The sequence below is a fragment of the Spongiibacter taiwanensis genome (assembly GCF_023702635.1).
GTDB classification, from domain to species: Bacteria; Pseudomonadota; Gammaproteobacteria; order Pseudomonadales; family Spongiibacteraceae; genus Spongiibacter; species Spongiibacter taiwanensis.
This window is the reverse complement of sequence record NZ_CP098455.1, coordinates 200,335-215,931: the sequence shown is the minus strand read 5'-3', so window position 1 is coordinate 215,931 and position 15,597 is coordinate 200,335. Positions and strand designations below refer to the sequence as shown.

13 protein-coding genes are annotated in these 15,597 nt (G+C 54.2%); 4 read left to right on the top strand and 9 right to left on the bottom strand.

Going from position 1 to position 15,597, the window contains the following annotated elements:
- The first annotated feature begins 95 nt into the window (after positions 1-95).
- From NCG89_RS01150 to NCG89_RS01140, 3 genes are all read left to right on the top strand, one after another.
- Positions 96-1,739, top strand: a complete 1,644-nt coding sequence (locus NCG89_RS01150; protein WP_251087940.1) for a nitrite/sulfite reductase — start codon at positions 96-98, stop codon at positions 1,737-1,739.
- Positions 1,732-2,211 (top strand): DUF934 domain-containing protein, encoded by a 480-nt coding sequence (locus NCG89_RS01145; protein ID WP_251087939.1) that lies wholly within the window; start codon positions 1,732-1,734, stop codon positions 2,209-2,211. Before NCG89_RS01150 ends, NCG89_RS01145 begins: the two co-directional genes overlap by 8 nt.
- 101 nt (positions 2,212-2,312) lie before the next feature.
- Positions 2,313-3,479 carry a cation:proton antiporter domain-containing protein gene (locus NCG89_RS01140; RefSeq protein ID WP_251087938.1) on the top strand — a complete coding sequence of 389 codons (1,167 nt, stop codon included), beginning with the start codon at positions 2,313-2,315 and terminating at the stop codon, positions 3,477-3,479.
- 14 nt (positions 3,480-3,493) lie between these two features.
- Here NCG89_RS01140 and NCG89_RS01135 read toward each other — a convergent pair whose 3' ends face one another.
- From NCG89_RS01135 to NCG89_RS01125, 3 genes are all read right to left on the bottom strand, one after another.
- Positions 3,494-4,060, bottom strand: coding sequence for a YceI family protein (locus tag NCG89_RS01135; protein ID WP_251087937.1), 567 nt, complete (start codon positions 4,058-4,060; stop codon positions 3,494-3,496).
- Between the two features lie 160 nt (positions 4,061-4,220).
- Entirely contained in the window at positions 4,221-5,150 is a 930-nt protein-coding gene (locus tag NCG89_RS01130) for an electron transfer flavoprotein subunit alpha/FixB family protein (RefSeq protein WP_251087936.1), read from the bottom strand.
- On the bottom strand, positions 5,150-5,899 hold the full coding sequence (locus NCG89_RS01125; protein WP_251087935.1) for an electron transfer flavoprotein subunit beta/FixA family protein: 750 nt from the start codon (positions 5,897-5,899) through the stop codon (positions 5,150-5,152). The genes NCG89_RS01130 and NCG89_RS01125 overlap by 1 nt, the downstream gene beginning before the upstream one ends.
- Before the next feature lie 381 nt (positions 5,900-6,280).
- Here NCG89_RS01125 and NCG89_RS01120 point away from each other — a divergent pair, with 381 nt between their 5' ends.
- Positions 6,281-7,933, top strand: coding sequence for an electron transfer flavoprotein-ubiquinone oxidoreductase (locus NCG89_RS01120; protein ID WP_251087934.1), 1,653 nt, complete (start codon positions 6,281-6,283; stop codon positions 7,931-7,933).
- 100 nt (positions 7,934-8,033) lie between these two features.
- Here NCG89_RS01120 and NCG89_RS01115 read toward each other — a convergent pair whose 3' ends face one another.
- The 6 genes from NCG89_RS01115 to lon all read right to left on the bottom strand — a co-directional run bounded on the left by NCG89_RS01115 (position 8,034) and on the right by lon (position 15,487).
- Positions 8,034-8,567, bottom strand: coding sequence for a DUF1285 domain-containing protein (locus NCG89_RS01115; protein WP_251087933.1), 534 nt, complete (start codon positions 8,565-8,567; stop codon positions 8,034-8,036).
- 43 nt (positions 8,568-8,610) lie between these two features.
- Positions 8,611-9,783: a phosphoglycerate dehydrogenase gene (locus tag NCG89_RS01110; protein WP_251087932.1), complete on the bottom strand. Its 1,173-nt coding sequence runs from the start codon at positions 9,781-9,783 to the stop codon at positions 8,611-8,613.
- A 68-nt stretch (positions 9,784-9,851) separates the two neighbouring features.
- Positions 9,852-10,586: a 4'-phosphopantetheinyl transferase family protein gene (locus NCG89_RS01105; RefSeq protein WP_251087931.1), complete on the bottom strand. Its 735-nt coding sequence runs from the start codon at positions 10,584-10,586 to the stop codon at positions 9,852-9,854.
- 61 nt (positions 10,587-10,647) lie between these two features.
- Positions 10,648-12,528, bottom strand: a complete 1,881-nt coding sequence (locus NCG89_RS01100; protein ID WP_251087930.1) for a SurA N-terminal domain-containing protein — start codon at positions 12,526-12,528, stop codon at positions 10,648-10,650.
- 114 nt (positions 12,529-12,642) lie between these two features.
- On the bottom strand, positions 12,643-12,915 hold the full coding sequence (locus tag NCG89_RS01095) for an HU family DNA-binding protein (protein ID WP_251087929.1): 273 nt from the start codon (positions 12,913-12,915) through the stop codon (positions 12,643-12,645).
- A 145-nt stretch (positions 12,916-13,060) separates the two neighbouring features.
- Positions 13,061-15,487 (bottom strand): endopeptidase La, encoded by a 2,427-nt coding sequence (gene lon / locus NCG89_RS01090; RefSeq protein WP_251087928.1) that lies wholly within the window; start codon positions 15,485-15,487, stop codon positions 13,061-13,063.
- Positions 15,488-15,597: the final 110 nt, after the last annotated feature.

Below are 15,597 nucleotides of genomic sequence, written 5' to 3'. Positions count from 1 at the left end.
ATTTACCATTGCGCCGCCCTGCTATGTAGGTGTATCCAGTCGCCGCCGACCCGGCGTTGCAGACGGCCCTATTCAGACTCCAAGACAAGGTAATTATGTACGTTTACGACGATTACGACCGCGCGATTATCAATCAGCGGGTGAACCAGTTTCGCGATCAAACCCAGCGTTATCTGGATGGCAAAATCACTGATGAACAGTTTCTGCCACTGCGCCTGCAGAACGGATTGTATGTCCAGCGTCTGGCACCAATGATGCGGATCGCCATTCCTTATGGCACATTGAGCAGCCGCCAGCTGCGCAAGCTTGCCCAAATCAGCCGTGATTACGATAAAGGCTACGGCCATATCAGCACGCGCCAGAACATTCAGCTCAACTGGCCCAAGCTGGAAGAGGTGCCGGACATTCTGGCTGAGCTGGCCACTGTGGAAATGCACGCCGTACAGACCAGCGGCAACTGCATCCGCAATGTTACTGCCGACCAGTTCTCTGGTGTTGCGGCCGATGAAGTGGAAGATGCCCGTCCCTACTGCGAGATTATTCGCCAATGGTCGACCTTTCACCCCGAGTTCGCCTTCTTGCCACGGAAATTTAAAATTGCCGTATGCGGTTCGAAGGCAGATCGCGCGGCCGTGATGGTGCACGATATCGGCCTGCAAATCGTTAAAACCGCTGCCGGCGAAACCCGCTTTAAAGTGATTGTTGGTGGCGGTCTGGGCCGGACCCCCGTGATCGGCAGCGTGATTCACGAGGCACTGGAGCCACAACACCTGCTGAGCTATCTCGAAGCCATTCTGCGCGTTTATAACCAGCTTGGTCGCCGGGATAACAAGTTCAAGGCACGGATCAAAATTTTGGTTAAGGCGTTGGGACCGGAAGCCTTCAAGGAAAAGGTTGAAGCCGAATGGGCCTACCTGCGTGATGGCCAACTCACCCTGACAGACGCTGAAATCGATCGCGCAAAGGGCTTCTTTACCCGTCCAGACTACGCCGCACTCGACGACCAGGACCTGCAGGCGATGGCTCTGGAAAGCGCGGAGTTTGCCCGCTGGCTCAAGCAGAATACCCATGCCCACCAACAGCCGGGCTACCGGATTGTCACCCTGTCCCTCAAGCCGATTGGCATCGCGCCCGGGGACATTACCGCCGAACAGATGGAGTCGGTGGCCGACCTGGCTGATCAATTTGGCTTTGGTGAGCTGCGTACCACCCACCAGCAAAATCTGGTTTTGCCCGATGTGAAGCAAACCGATTTGTTGACCCTGTGGCGCACCCTCACTGATCTTGACCTGGCCAGCCCGACAGTGGGCACGATGAACGACATGATCTGCTGCCCCGGCGGCGATTTCTGCTCCCTGGCCAACGCCAAATCCATTCCGGTGGCGGAGGCAATTCAGCGTCGCTTTGATGACCTGGACTACCTCTACGATCTGGGTCCAATCGACCTGAATATTTCAGGCTGCATGAACGCCTGTGGTCACCACCATATCGGCAATATCGGCATTCTTGGCGTGGACAAGAAAGGTCAGGAGTTTTACCAGATCTCTCTCGGCGGCAGTCAGGGACTCGATGCCAGCATCGGAAAAATTCTTGGCCCCTCCTTTGCCCAGGAGGAAATTCCCGACGTGATTGAGAAGATCCTTGGCGCCTATGTCGACCTGCGCCAACCAGAGGAGGATTTCGTCGATACCTTCACCCGGGTTGGACTGGACCCCTTCAAGGAGCGCGTATATGCCTAATATCATCAAAAACAACGGCGTGGTTCAGGACGATTGGCAAGTTTGGCGCGATACCGAATCGCTCCCGGACCAAGGTAAAGTCATTGTGCCGCTGGCGCTATGGCAGGCGGAGAAAGCCGAGCTGCAAGCATTGGGTGACGTTGGTGTTTTTCTGGCCAGCGACGAGTCGCCCAAACTCCTGGGCGATGACATTGCCCTACTGCCCCTCATTGCAGTGGATTTCCCTAAGTTTGCCGACGGCAGAGGCTTCAGCTACGGGCGGGAGCTGCGTGAGCAGCACGGCTTTAAAGGCGAGCTGCGCGCAATTGGTGACTTTATGCGCGATCAGCTGTTCTTCCTCAAGCGCTGCGGGTTCGACGCCTTTGCACTGGAGAACACCGAGCTGGAAGATGCCATCGCCAGCCTGGCTGACTTTGACGAGGTTTACCAGGCGAGCATTGACCAGCCCACCCCCTTGTTCAGACGCCGTTGAAGCACCCAGCAAAACCAGATTAAGGCCGCCCTGCGCGGCCTTTTTTTATGGCCAGAATCCGACTACCTTTTAAGTATCAAGCGGCACTTTAAGGGTTTCCGATGGCGTCTTCGCTGACATTTTCCTTCTTTATTATTTTCACCGGCGCGGCCCTACTGGCGTCTATAGCACTGTACACCCGCCAGCCTCTGCTGATGGCCTACATTGTTCTGGGTGCCGCGGTAGGCCCTTTCGGCGCAGCCTGGGTGACCGACGTGAATTTGTTGGCCGAAGTCGCCAATATCGGAATCTTGTTCTTGCTGTTTTTACTCGGGCTGGATATGCAGCCCAGCTCCCTGGCGAAAACCCTCCGCAAAACCACAGTGGTCGCCTTGCTGAGTTCGCTGATCTTTGCCTCCGTAGGCTTTCTGGTCTGCTTTGGCTTTGGTTACAGCGTCAGTGAAAGCCTGATCGCAGGCGCCGCAATGATGTTCTCCAGCACCATTATTGGTATCAAGCTGCTACCCACGACGGTGTTACATCACCGCATCACGGGTGAGTTGATGGTGGGCTTGTTGCTCTTACAGGACTTGATTGCCATCTTCGTGCTGCTGATCTTGTTCAGTATGAGCAGCGGGGAGTTCTCTTCACTGGCACTCATGAAAACCCTCCTCGCCTTGCCGCTGATGGTGGCGTTCGCCATCCTGGCGGTGCGGTACTTGTTACTGCCCTTGCTACAGCGATTCGACCGCTTTCACGAATACATTTTTCTGGTTGCTATCGCCTGGTGCCTGGGCTTGGCTGAGCTGGGACACTGGCTTGGCTTATCCGCCGAAATGGGGGCCTTTCTGGCCGGCATCAGCTTAGCGACCAGCCCTATTTCGCAGTACATTGCCATCAACTTAAAGCCCCTGCGGGACTTCTTTCTAATCCTGTTTTTCTTCTCATTGGGGGCGCGCTTTGATCTGGCGTTACTGCCCAGCATTGCCTTGCCGACCCTGATTCTGGCCGGCCTCATGCTGGCGGGAAAACCCGTGGTGTATCGCTATCTCATGAAAACCATGACGCGCAGCAAAGCACTGGCCTGGGATTTGGGCTTTCGAATGGGGCAGATCAGCGAATTTTCATTGTTGATCGCCTATGTGGCGGTGGGTTTGGAGCTAATCAGCGACGAAGTTTCACACTTGATTCAAGCGACTGCTATCGTCAGTTTTATGGTGTCGTCTTACATCGTCGTGCTGAACTACCCGACGCCGATTGCCCTGTCAGACAAACTGCGCCGGGATTAGGCATAGACAAACCGTTACTTGAAGACCACCGAGAAAGTCACCGGCACGACCAGGGTGATACTGTTCAGGCCTGCCAGGCTGCGCAGTTTACCCACGCCGTCAATCAAGCCAAACTTGCGAATATCAACAAAGCCCGGTGCGGTGGTGACCGCAGAGTAGCTACCCTCTGCCGTCTTGGTAACGACGATATCAAAGTCAACCTTGCCGGATTTACCCGACAGCGCCAGCTCGCCAGCCAGGGTCATTGCTTTCTGCTGCCCGACTTCCATCGCCGACAGCGCTGCCATATCTAACTGCGCGGTATAAACCGCTTTGGCGAATTCCTCTGTGTTGAACAGATATTTGCGCAGGCGCTCATCGCGAATTTCAATGCCGGTATTTACGCTGGCCAGCGGCACAGAAATTTGCGCTTCACCGGCAGCGCTGATGCTGCCGGACAACTCGTCAAAAGTAAGCACCTCGGCAATAGCGTCATTTTTGACGCTGACAAAATTGAGAGTCGAGTTTTTCGGGTCAAGCTCAAGGGCCTGCCCTGAAATCACGACCAGGCTGAGCAATAACGAAGAGACAAACTGCTTCACTTTACATCTCCTGATAACAACTGGCTTTTGAAACGACAATCATTCCCTTTTACCCCATGCGGCCGCCCAACTCAATGCGTTTGAGGAGGTTCACCGAAACTTAGGAACAAAAAAAAGCCCGGCGGTTGCCGGGCTTTGATAGAGGTATCTGTGTCGCTGCTTAGATAGCGCTTTCCAACTGAGGAAGCACTTCAAACAGATCAGCAACGAGACCATAGTCAGCCACTTGGAAGATCGGGGCATCCTCATCTTTGTTGATAGCAACAATCACTTTGGAGTCCTTCATCCCTGCCAAGTGCTGGATCGCGCCGGAAATACCAACGGCGATATACAGGTCTGGTGCAACGATCTTACCGGTCTGACCGACCTGCATGTCGTTGGGAACGAAGCCAGCATCAACCGCGGCACGAGACGCACCCACGGCAGCGCCGAGTTTGTCGGCCACCGCGTACAGCAGGCTGAAGTTGTCACCGTTCTGCATGCCGCGACCACCGGAAACAACGATACCAGCAGCAGTCAGCTCAGGGCGGTCGCTCTTGGCAATCTCTTCCTTCACAAAGCTGGAAGTACCGGCATTGTGGCTGGAAGATACAGACTCAACAGCAGCTGAACCACCTTCCGCTGCCGCAGCGTCAAATGCTGTGGTCCGCACGGTGATCACTTTGATCGCGTCACTGCTCTGAACAGTTGCAATCACGTTACCGGCGTAGATCGGGCGCTTGAAGGTATCGCCGCTCTCTACAGAGATAATGTCAGACACCTGGCCTACGTCGAGCAATGCAGCGACGCGTGGCATCGTGTTCTTTCCGTTAGTTGTGGCAGGCGCCAGAACATAGGCAAACTCTTTGCCCAGCTCAGCGACCAACAGGCTCACGTTCTCTGCCAGTTGATGACCATAGGCAGCATCGTCGGCAACCAGGACTTTGCTCACGCCGTCGATTTTAGCGGCAGCTTCTGCAGCAGCGCCGCAGCCTTCGCCGGCAACCAGTACGGTGATATCGCCACCGATCGCTTTTGCGGCGGTGATGGTGTTCAGCGTTGCGCCCTTGATAGAGGCATTATCGTGTTCTGCTAGGACTAGAATACTCATCAGATTACCTTCGCCTCGTTCTTCAGCTTGTCAACCAGTTCAGCAACGTCAGCAACTTTGATGCCGGCACTGCGCTCAGCCGGTGGCTCTACCTTCAGAGTGGTAACGCGAGGAGTGACATCCACACCCAGTTCGTCGGGAGAGGTCGTATCCAGCGTCTTTTTCTTCGCTTTCATGATGTTCGGCAGTGAAGCGTAGCGTGGCTCGTTCAAGCGCAGGTCAGTAGTCACAACCGCAGGCAGTGACAGTTTGACTGTTTGCAAACCGCCATCCACTTCACGAGTCACGCTGACACTGTCGCCGTCTACGGCAACTTCAGAGGCAAAAGTGCCCTGACCCATGCCAGTCAATGCGGCAAGCATCTGACCAGTCTGGTTGTTATCACCGTCGATAGCCTGCTTACCCATAACAACCAGCTGGGGCTGTTCTTTCTCAACGATGGCTTTGAGCAGCTTCGCGATACCCAGCGGCTGAACAGCAACATCGGTTTCAACCAGAATGGCGCGGTCAGCACCCAGTGCCAAAGCGGTCCGCAGTTGCTCCTGGGCAACTTTAGGGCCGACTGAAACAGCAACGATCTCAGTCGCAACGCCCTTCTCTTTCAGGCGAACGGCTTCTTCTACAGCGATTTCACAGAACGGATTGATCGCCATTTTGACATTATTGAGGTCAACGTCGGTGCCGTCCGCTTTTGGACGCACTTTCACGTTGTAGTCAACGACTCGTTTGACAGCAACAAGAACCTTCATGGATTCCCCAGTACATGCGTAAATTTAATGAATGGCTGAGGCCCTTACGCTGCGAACCCGTGAATGGATTCGACTGGACCAAGCCCCTGTAAAAGCGCCGCTATATTGACGCCTGCAGCGGTGTAGGTCAACAAAACCAGCGGTAACAACCCTGTAATGATCGTCATTCACAGGATTAATTTCGCTTAAGTGTTACTGCCTTATGCCGCTCTGGACGCTGATTTTAGCAGAGTCTACGGGCTCAATTCAAAATAATTCGCTTGCGTACTTAAATTTCGGTTAAAATAGCCTTTTGTGCTTTGCGGCCCTATAATTGCGCCTTTTGATTTTGCCAAAAATAGCCCAGATACAAGGGCATACCGTTATTAGAGGAGAGAGTCAGTGGAACGCGAATCGATGGAGTTTGACGTCCTAATTGTCGGTGCAGGTCCCGCGGGTCTGGCCGCTGCCTGCAAAATTCGCCAACTCAGTGAGTCCACCGGCCAGGACATCAGTGTCTGCGTGGTTGAGAAAGGATCGGAAGTCGGCGCCCACATCCTGTCTGGCGCTGTTTTTGAGCCAACAGCGTTGAACGAGCTCTTTCCTGACTGGATAGAAAAAGGGGCTCCCCTCCACACGCCGGTGACGGGTGACGATATCTATTTCATGACCAGCGCCGAGAAAGCCACCAAGGTGCCGGGCTTTGCCGTCCCCAAAACCATGCATAACGAAGGCAATTACATCATCAGCCTGGGCAATTTGTGCCGCTGGCTGGCTGAACAGGCCGAGGGAATGGGCGCAGAAATTTACCCCGGCTTTGCCGCTGCCGAAATTCTGTTCCACGACGACGGCACAGTGAAGGGTGTTGCCACCGGCGATATGGGCATTGGCCACGACGGTGAGAAGAAAGACAGCTACATGCCCGGCATGGAGCTGCACGCCAAATACACTCTGTTTGCCGAGGGCTGCCGCGGGCACCTGGGTAAGCAACTCATTGAAAAATTCGACCTTGCAGCGGGCAAAGATCCCCAGCACTACGGTATTGGTATCAAGGAACTGTGGAAAATTGACCCCGCCAAGCACGAACAAGGCAAAGTCATCCACGCTGCCGGCTGGCCCCTTTCCGAGAACGGTGCATTGGGCGGCAGCTTTCTGTACCACATTGAAGACAACCAGGTTGCCCTCGGTCTGATTACCGACCTGTGCTACGACAACCCTTACCTGTCGCCCTTCGAGGAGTTCCAGCGCTTCAAACAACATCCGGTGATCAAGCAATTCCTGGAAGGTGGCGAGCGTCTGTCCTACGGTGCCCGGGCCATCTCCAAGGGTGGTTTGCAATCGCTTCCCAAAATGACCTTCCCCGGCGGCCTGCTAATTGGTTGTGATGCAGGTACCCTGAACTTCGCCAAAATTAAAGGCAGCCACACGGCGATGAAGTCCGGCCTGTTAGCTGCAGAGGTGGTTCACAAAGCGATCACCGAGGCCTCCAAGACTGGCGAAGAGCTCACCGAGTACACCACGGCGTTCGAGAACTCATGGCTCTACAAAGAGCTCTACGAGCAACGCAACTTTGGCCCTGCCCAACATAAATGGGGCAACTTCATTGGTTCAGCCTATGCCTTCCTGGACCTGAATATCTTTGGCGGTAAGCTGCCCTGGACCCTGCAGGATGGAAAGGCTGACTACGCCCAAATGAAGCCCGCGGCCGAGTGCAAAAAGATCGAGTATCCCAAGCCCGATAACAAAATCAGCTTCGACCGTCTGACCTCCGTGTTTTTGTCCAACACTAACCACGAGGAAGATCAACCCTGTCACCTGACGCTGAAAGATCCAGAGCTTCCTATCCGGGAGAACCTGCCCAAATATGCCGAGCCAGCCCAGCGCTACTGCCCGGCTGGGGTGTATGAAGTGGTCGAGGATGAAAACGGTCCGCGCTTCCAGATCAATGGTCAGAACTGTGTGCACTGTAAGACCTGTGATATCAAAGATCCGGCGCAGAATATTGTCTGGGTTACACCAGAAGGCCTCGGCGGCCCCAATTATCCGAACATGTGAGCGAGCCGAAACGAGAAAGGGCAGCCAAGTGGCTGCCCTTTTTTATGCCGATGATTTTTGCCGCCGGGCAAAGGTCGCCCGATCACCGCAACCCGCGTGCCTACAGCTTACCGAGAGAGAACCGCCCGCCCCGGCAGTGCAATACCAGCTCCCTACCCTCTTCCGATGCCAAGGCAACCAGCCGGTAAAAGCAGGGGCGATTCACCCTCGCGCCCATGCCGCGCAGGGTGGTCACCTCGGGTTGCGGTTCCTGGTCCGCTGACGTGGTCACAGTCAAAGGGTGCTCGGCACTCAGCTCAAACCATTGCCCGGTGTTGGTTTTCACGGCGATGGCAGGAATGGGATCGTCGGACACTTCCATATCGACTACGGTGAACGGCAGGTCCTCTACCACCAGCCGCCACTTCTCCACCGGGGTGACCAGGTAGTAACAGCCGTCTTCCTCACGCCGCAGAATCGACGAAAAAAGCTTTACCAGCTCCCGCCGCTTAATTTCGTCACCCTCGTGAAACCAGCGTCCGTCTGAGCCAATGACGATGTCGATGTCACCGCTCAACTCGGGGTGCCATTTTTCCAGCGGAGGCTGGCTCGTATGGGCACTCACCAATTTTGCAATGTCGTCCAATGCCGCCATATCTTTACCCCTTCCGGCCGCCGGGTTCTAACGAGTGGCCTGGTTATCGAATTACCCTCACGTTTACGATACCTTCCAGCGCCTCGATTTCTTTAACCAGTGCCGGGCTGATATCACCAGCAATATCTATCAGGTTATAGGCAATTTCATCCCGGCTTTTGTTCAACATATCGAGAATATTGATTTCGGCGTCCGCCAGAATACCAAGAACACTGCCAAGCATTTTGGGCACATTGCGATTACTGATAGCCAGTCGGGTGCCGCCGGTCCGCTCCAGGCTAAGTGCAGGGAAATTCACCGAGTTGACAATGTTCCCGTTGCAGAGGAAATCTTGCAATTGGTCGGCAGCCATAATCGCGCAATTTTCCTCTGCCTCATCGGTGCTGGCGCCAATGTGCGGCATCAGAATAACGTCTTTGCGACCTATCAATGCCGGTGTGGGAAAATCGGTGATGAACTGGCGCAGCTGGCCCTGATCCAGCGCTGAAACCACCGCGGCCACATCGACAATTTCCTCGCGGGCGAAGTTGAGCAGGCACGCGCCCTCTTTGGCCACTGCAAGTATGTCACTGTTTATCAGGTTGCGGGTTGAGTCCAGCACAGGCAAATGCAAGGTGACAAAGTCAGACTTGGCGAACAGTGACTGAAGGTTCTCCATTTTCTGAACCGAGCTAGGCAAGCGCCACGCCGCGTCAACCGACAACGCAGGGTCATAACCAATCACTTTCATTCCCAGGTCAAGAGCCACCCGGGCGACCATCGAGCCGATTGCGCCAAGTCCAACAACACCAAGGGTTTTGCCGAGCAACTCCTGCCCTTTAAAGCGCTTTTTCTCAGCCTCGAGCAGTTTTGACATGGCAGCGCCATCTTTCATATCCGCCAGCGTGTTGACGTATTCGATACCCGGCAGGATCCCACGGGAGCCCAAAGCAAGCCCCGCCAGAACCAGTTCCTTTACCGCGTTGGCATTGGCGCCAGGAGTGTTAAATACTGGAATACCCATGGTGGTGCAGGCACTCACCGGAATGTTATTGGTGCCGGCACCCGCGCGTGCAATTGCTTTCACCGAGGCCGGAATATCCTCTTTTGCCAGCTTGTGGCTACGCAGCAAAATAGCATCTGGGCTGGAGAACTCACTGGCAATTTCAAAGGTCTCCCGTGGCAGACGATTAAGGCCTTTCACAGAAATTTGGTTTAGGGTCAGAATCTGATACACAACTCTCTCCTGGGGGATCAAGGGAAGGCAGAAAAGGAAAATCGGCTTTGAAAACCGGGATGCCTAGGTCAGGTAGCGTTGAACTCTTCTACCGGCCCAAGCGGGATGCATTTGAGGAGGCGCAATTGTTGTATCTTTGCGCCCATCGCCAATGCAGCAGTGTAATTGGCATCTTGTAACAACAGTCGAAAATCCCAACGCTCTGCCTCTGGCCCACAAAACTCAACAAAGGCGCCATCTTTCAAAACCACTGAAAAATCGTGGAGGGGGATCGACAGACCTTGCCCCCGCGCTTTCAAGTAAGCCTCTTTCAAGGTCCAGTAACGAAAGAAATCAGCCAGCTTAGCCTCTTCACTATCCTTCTCGTGAAGCGCCTGAAGCTCTTGGGAGGAGAAGTAATCGTCCGCTACGCTGAGCAGACTCGCGCTGTCGGAATGATACTCGGCGTCTATGCCAACCGGATAGGAGCGACCCACCACACACACCGTCAAGCCATGGGTATGGGCGGTATTAAACTGCAAATCCTGGCCAGCAGGAGACAGGAGCTCGGGCTTGCCATACTCACTTACACCAAAGACAAGCTCATTGGGCTCGCAATCACAATACCCAGCCAGAACGGTGCGCAGAAGAACCCGACTAACCAGGTAGTCATGGCGCTGATCCTGCTGTGGAAGCTGCTCATATTGTTCGCGCTCACTATCTGAGAGCATCGCGTTATACGCCCCCAGATAAGTGTTGAGACGTTTGTCTCCTGTAAAGCAAAACCAGACATCAAGATTGCCTGGGCTAACCGTTGTTTTCATAGCGTACTGCTGCTTATTTTTATGAGTTGATCAACTCGGCCCCGGAGGGCCGAGATAATGGCTATTTACGAATTGTGATATCGGCATTAGACCATAGCGAATTAAAGTAAGCGGAGAAGTCCTGCCCCATCTGCTGCTCATACATCGACTTTTTACTTTCAGTTGCGCTCGCTACGTCAAGGCGATCCAGGTCGCCCTGGGTGACACCGGTAACCTGAATGGCCACGAAGCTGTCATCATTCTGGGCAATCGCCGTGCTGACACTGTCTTCCGCCGGCCGGGATACGGCAAACGCTTTATTGCGAATGGCGCTGGCAACGGAGGTACTGTTCCGCTTGCCAGCAACCACAGCCTCCCACTTCAAGCCCTCTGCTTTAGCAAGGTCTTCAGCTCGTTCCCCTTTGGCCAACTTCGCTGCCAATGCATCGGCCTTCTCTTTTGCTGCCTGTCGCGCCTTTTCAGAGGTTAATGCGGCCACAATCTCTTCTTTGACATCAGCCAACGGCAGCGGCTGGGGCGCTGCATACTCTTCTACGTGAATAACCACGTACTTGGTTGGCGACACCTCGACCACGTCACTGTTCAGATTTTGCTCACGCAAGGTCGCATCAAATGCCGCCTGACGAATCAGATCGCTAGAAAAAATGTCTGCCTCATCAGTCCGGCTCAGCCAGTCGGTCTGCTTTACCTCAAGGCCAAGTTGCTTTGCTGGCATCGCCAGGCTTTCCGCATTAAATGCCAGGTCCTTAAGCTCCTCCACCTTCGCAATCAGCTCAGGGCGGGCTTTTTGTTCACGGAGCCGCTCGGTAATCTCCCCGCGCACACTATCAAAGCTGGGTACTTCTGGCTGACGGAGGCTCACTAATTTAATCAGGTGTAGCCCGGCATCTGTCTCTACCACACCAGAAACCGCACCTGGCTCCAAGGTCGCCAGCGCATCTTCAAATTCACTGGGAAAGCTATCACCGGCGGTGAATCCCAATACGCCGCCCTGATTGGCAGAGCCTGCATCCTCAGAATATTTTGCCGCCATTTCGTCAAAGGAGGCGCCATCGGCTAACTTCGCTTTAATTTCCTTCAGCAGTTTGGCCCCGTCTTCGCGGCTGCGGTCATCAGTAATCTCGACCAGAATATGAGCCGCCTCGCGCTCGGTGTCCTTTTCCAAGCCGGATACCATGCGCTGGTACTCCGCCTGAACTTGATCCTCGGAAACGGGTTTAAAAAATTGACTTTCGTTCAGCTCAAGGTACGAAAGACGAACCTTTTCTTCGCTTTGAAATTCGTCTTTGGCCGATTCGTAATAGGCTGCGATCTCATCATCGGTCACGGTGACGGAAGCGGTAAAATTGCTGATTGGCACCGGAATGTACTGATAGTCCCGGGTTTCATGAAGCACCTCGACAACTCGGGCCAACTGCGCATCAGTTACGAAGGCCGAGCCAGCAAGACCATTCGAAAGCTGTTGGATAACCAGATCTGAACGCAATAAATCTTTGAACAGTGCACCGCTGTAGCCCTGTAGGCGCAACATCTGTTCATAGCGAGCCTGAGAGAAGCGACCAGATTCCTGGAATTGTGGCATCGCCGCGATGGTCGCATTAAGTTGCTCATTAGAAACGACCACGTTTGCAGACTCAGCCGTATCGAGCATCAAGGCCTGTTTGACGAGGGTGTTCAGGGCAGGACCTCGCAATACCGAGTCATCAAGCATCCCCGGATCAATTTGATCCCCCATCATGCCGATCAGACGCCGTTTTTGCATTGCTACGGCTTGGGCAAGTTCAGCTTCCGAAATTTCGGTGCCGTTAATTTCGGCCACTGCTTTGGGGCCGCCGCTCTGAAAAAGGCTGTCGATACCAAAAAAGGCAAAGGGAACAACGATGATAGCAATAATGACCTTCGCGGCAGTTCCTTGGATATTATTGCGGATGTTTTGCAGCATTGGTGGTTAACTCGGTGTGATAAAAAAAAAGCGCACCTCTTGGATGCGCCTTCGATTGTTCAGACCTTGCTTCGAAGTATTGTCCTTCTTGTAAAGATCCGTTTCAGCAAGAACTTAGTTGCAGGCGTCTTTCAGTGCCTTGCCCGCTTTGAAGCTAGGGATCTTGGCGGCAGAAATTTCGATGGGCGCGCCAGTCTGAGGGTTGCGACCGGTGCGGGCAGCGCGCTCTTTAACGCTGAAAGTACCGAAACCCACCAGGGAAACAGAGTCATCGTTTTTCAGTGCGTTGGTAATAGCTTCTACGGCAGCATCCAGCGCGCGACCGGCAGAAGCCTTGGACAGATCAGCAGACTCTGCAATCGCATCAATTAGTTCAGATTTGTTCACTTATCCTTCCCCTTTGAATTGTTATGAAACACTATGATTTCGCGTGGCTATGAATCAGGCACCAAAGGCCGAAAACCCCGTACCGCCTGACAAAGAGGAGGATTTATACCAACTCGGTCAGGGGCGGTCAAGGAATCTCTCTGCCTTAATGCGCGCTGGGTCGAAGTCCCTGAGATTTATCTTCTGACGACTCCACCGCCCTATCAGAAGCGCCGATTCCTGCCAAGTAGGCTTCTTCAGAAATCTCTTCGGGAATGCGCTCAAGGGCGATGTCGAGCACCTCATCAATCCATTTAACTGGTTTGATCTGGAGGTCGGCCTTGATGTTGTCCGGAATCTCTTTCAAGTCCCGCTCATTCTCTGCCGGGATCACCACAGTCCTGATGCCACCGCGGTGTGCCGCCAGTAATTTTTCCTTCAGCCCCCCGATGGCGAGCACTTGCCCTCGCAGGGTAATTTCCCCGGTCATCGCAACATCAGAGCGCACGGGAATTCCGGTGATAACCGATACCAGCGCGGTGCACATGCCGATACCTGCCGATGGACCATCTTTGGGGGTCGCCCCCTCCGGCATATGAATGTGGATATCGTGTTTTTCGTGGTATTGCGCAGGGATGCCAAGTCGCTTGGAACGGCTGCGTACCACGGTCATGGCGGCCTGAATCGACTCCTGCATAACGTCACCTAGCGACCCGGTCTTGATATGCCGACCTTTGCCGACAACCGATACCGCCTCGATGGTCAGCAGCTCGCCGCCCACCTGGGTCCAGGCCAAGCCGGTGACCTGGCCGATCTTGTTTTCCTCTTCGGCTTTGCCGAAGGTGAAGCGGCGCACGCCAAGGAAATCCTCAAGGTTTGCGGAGGTGATTTCTACTGGCGTGTTGTCGTCGCTCAGTGCCACATTCTTAACAATCTTGCGGCAGATTTTTGCGACTTCACGCTCCAGCCCCCTCACCCCGGCCTCCCGAGTGTAGAAGCGAACGATATCCCTTAAAACTTCATCTTCAATCTTCGCTTCTTTCGCCTTAAGCCCATTGTTTTTAAACTGCTTGGGAATCAGGTAACGGCGGGCGATATTGACCTTCTCATCCTCGGTATAACCGGGTATCCGGATCAGCTCCATACGATCCAGCAGCGGCGCTGGAATATTGAGCGAGTTTGACGTGCAGATAAACATCACGTCAGACAGGTCGTAATCCACTTCAAGATAATGATCGTTAAAGGCATGATTTTGCTCTGGATCGAGGACCTCAAGCATGGCCGAGGCCGGGTCGCCGCGGTGATCCATTCCCATTTTGTCAATTTCATCGAGCAAGAACAGCGGGTTTCGCACACCCACCTTGGACATTTTTTGCACCACCTTGCCAGGCATTGAGCCGATATAGGTTCGGCGGTGACCGCGAATTTCAGCCTCATCGCGCACACCACCCAAGGCCATGCGCACGAATTTACGGTTGGTGGCACGGGCTATCGACTCGCCAAGAGAGGTTTTGCCGACCCCCGGAGGCCCTACCAGGCAAAGAACGGGACCCTTGGCCTTTTTGACGCGCTTTTGCACTGCCAAGTATTCAAGAATGCGGTCTTTCACTTCCTCAAGACCATAGTGGTCCTGATTGAGCACTTCCTCGGCGCGCTTTAGGTCGTGCTTAACCCGTGAGCGTTTTTGCCAGGGGATGTTGACCAGCCAATCGATGTAGCTGCGCACCACGGAGGCCTCGGCCGACATCGGAGACATCATTTTGAGCTTGGCGAGTTCCGCCCGAGCCTTATCCAGGGCCTCCTTGGTCATTCCTGCCTTTTCAACGCGCTTCTCTAGCTCTTCAAGCTCGTTTACGCCGTCTTCTGTTTCGCCCAGCTCACGCTGAATGGCCTTCATCTGCTCATTCAGGTAGTACTCGCGCTGGCTCTTTTCCATTTGTTTCTTTACGCGGCCGCGAATGCGCTTCTCCACCTGAAACAGATCGATCTCAGCTTCCATCAAGCCCATCAGGTGCTCAAGGCGCTCCCGCTCGTCAACCATTTCCAATACGGCCTGCTTCTGCTCCAGCGCCATAGTCATATGAGCGGCAATGGTATCCGCCAGGCGACCCGGCTCATCGATGCCTGACAAGCTGGTCAGCACTTCGGAGGGAATCTTTTTGCTCAAGTTAATGTATTTCTCAAATTGGGAAACCGCCGAGCGAAGCATCACTTCGGACTCTTCCGGCGGAATCACTTTCCCGGCCAAGGGAGACACATCCGCTTTGAAATAGTCTTCCTCTGCGGTGATGGAATTCAGCTGAGCGCGATAGTCGCCTTCAACCAGCACCTTCACCGTACCGTCGGGGAGTTTGAGTAACTGCAGGATATTGGCCACGGTGCCAATATCGTAAAGGTCGTCGGTACCCGGCTCATCCACATCCGGGTCACGCTGTGCTGCAAGCACGATTTCCTTGTCGTTGCTCATCGCCAGTTCAAGGGCCCGAATCGACTTGTCCCGTCCCACGAACAGCGGTATTACCATGTGGGGGTAGACCACCACATCGCGCAGGGGAAGAAGAGGAAGTTCTAGGGTTGCTTGCTGTTCAGCCATTGCGTCGCCTCGTTACTGAGCTGAGGGCATCACCTGAAACCGCTAGGCTCCGGTGACTCTAGAGGTCTTTTGACCTTATCTCCAAGATGGGGATAACAGCTGGGAAATAC

Coding starts and splice junctions, on each gene's coding strand:
- lon (WP_251087928.1), bottom strand. CDS start 15,487: ATGGCTGAACAGCAAGCAACCCTAGAACTTCCTCTTCTTCCCCTGCGC.
- NCG89_RS01100 (WP_251087930.1), bottom strand. CDS start 12,528: ATGCTGCAAAACATCCGCAATAATATCCAAGGAACTGCCGCGAAGGTC.
- NCG89_RS01105 (WP_251087931.1), bottom strand. CDS start 10,586: ATGAAAACAACGGTTAGCCCAGGCAATCTTGATGTCTGGTTTTGCTTT.
- NCG89_RS01125 (WP_251087935.1), bottom strand. CDS start 5,899: ATGAAGGTTCTTGTTGCTGTCAAACGAGTCGTTGACTACAACGTGAAA.
- NCG89_RS01150 (WP_251087940.1), top strand. CDS start 96: ATGTACGTTTACGACGATTACGACCGCGCGATTATCAATCAGCGGGTG.
- NCG89_RS01145 (WP_251087939.1), top strand. CDS start 1,732: ATGCCTAATATCATCAAAAACAACGGCGTGGTTCAGGACGATTGGCAA.
- NCG89_RS01140 (WP_251087938.1), top strand. CDS start 2,313: ATGGCGTCTTCGCTGACATTTTCCTTCTTTATTATTTTCACCGGCGCG.
- NCG89_RS01115 (WP_251087933.1), bottom strand. CDS start 8,567: ATGGCGGCATTGGACGACATTGCAAAATTGGTGAGTGCCCATACGAGC.
- NCG89_RS01130 (WP_251087936.1), bottom strand. CDS start 5,150: ATGAGTATTCTAGTCCTAGCAGAACACGATAATGCCTCTATCAAGGGC.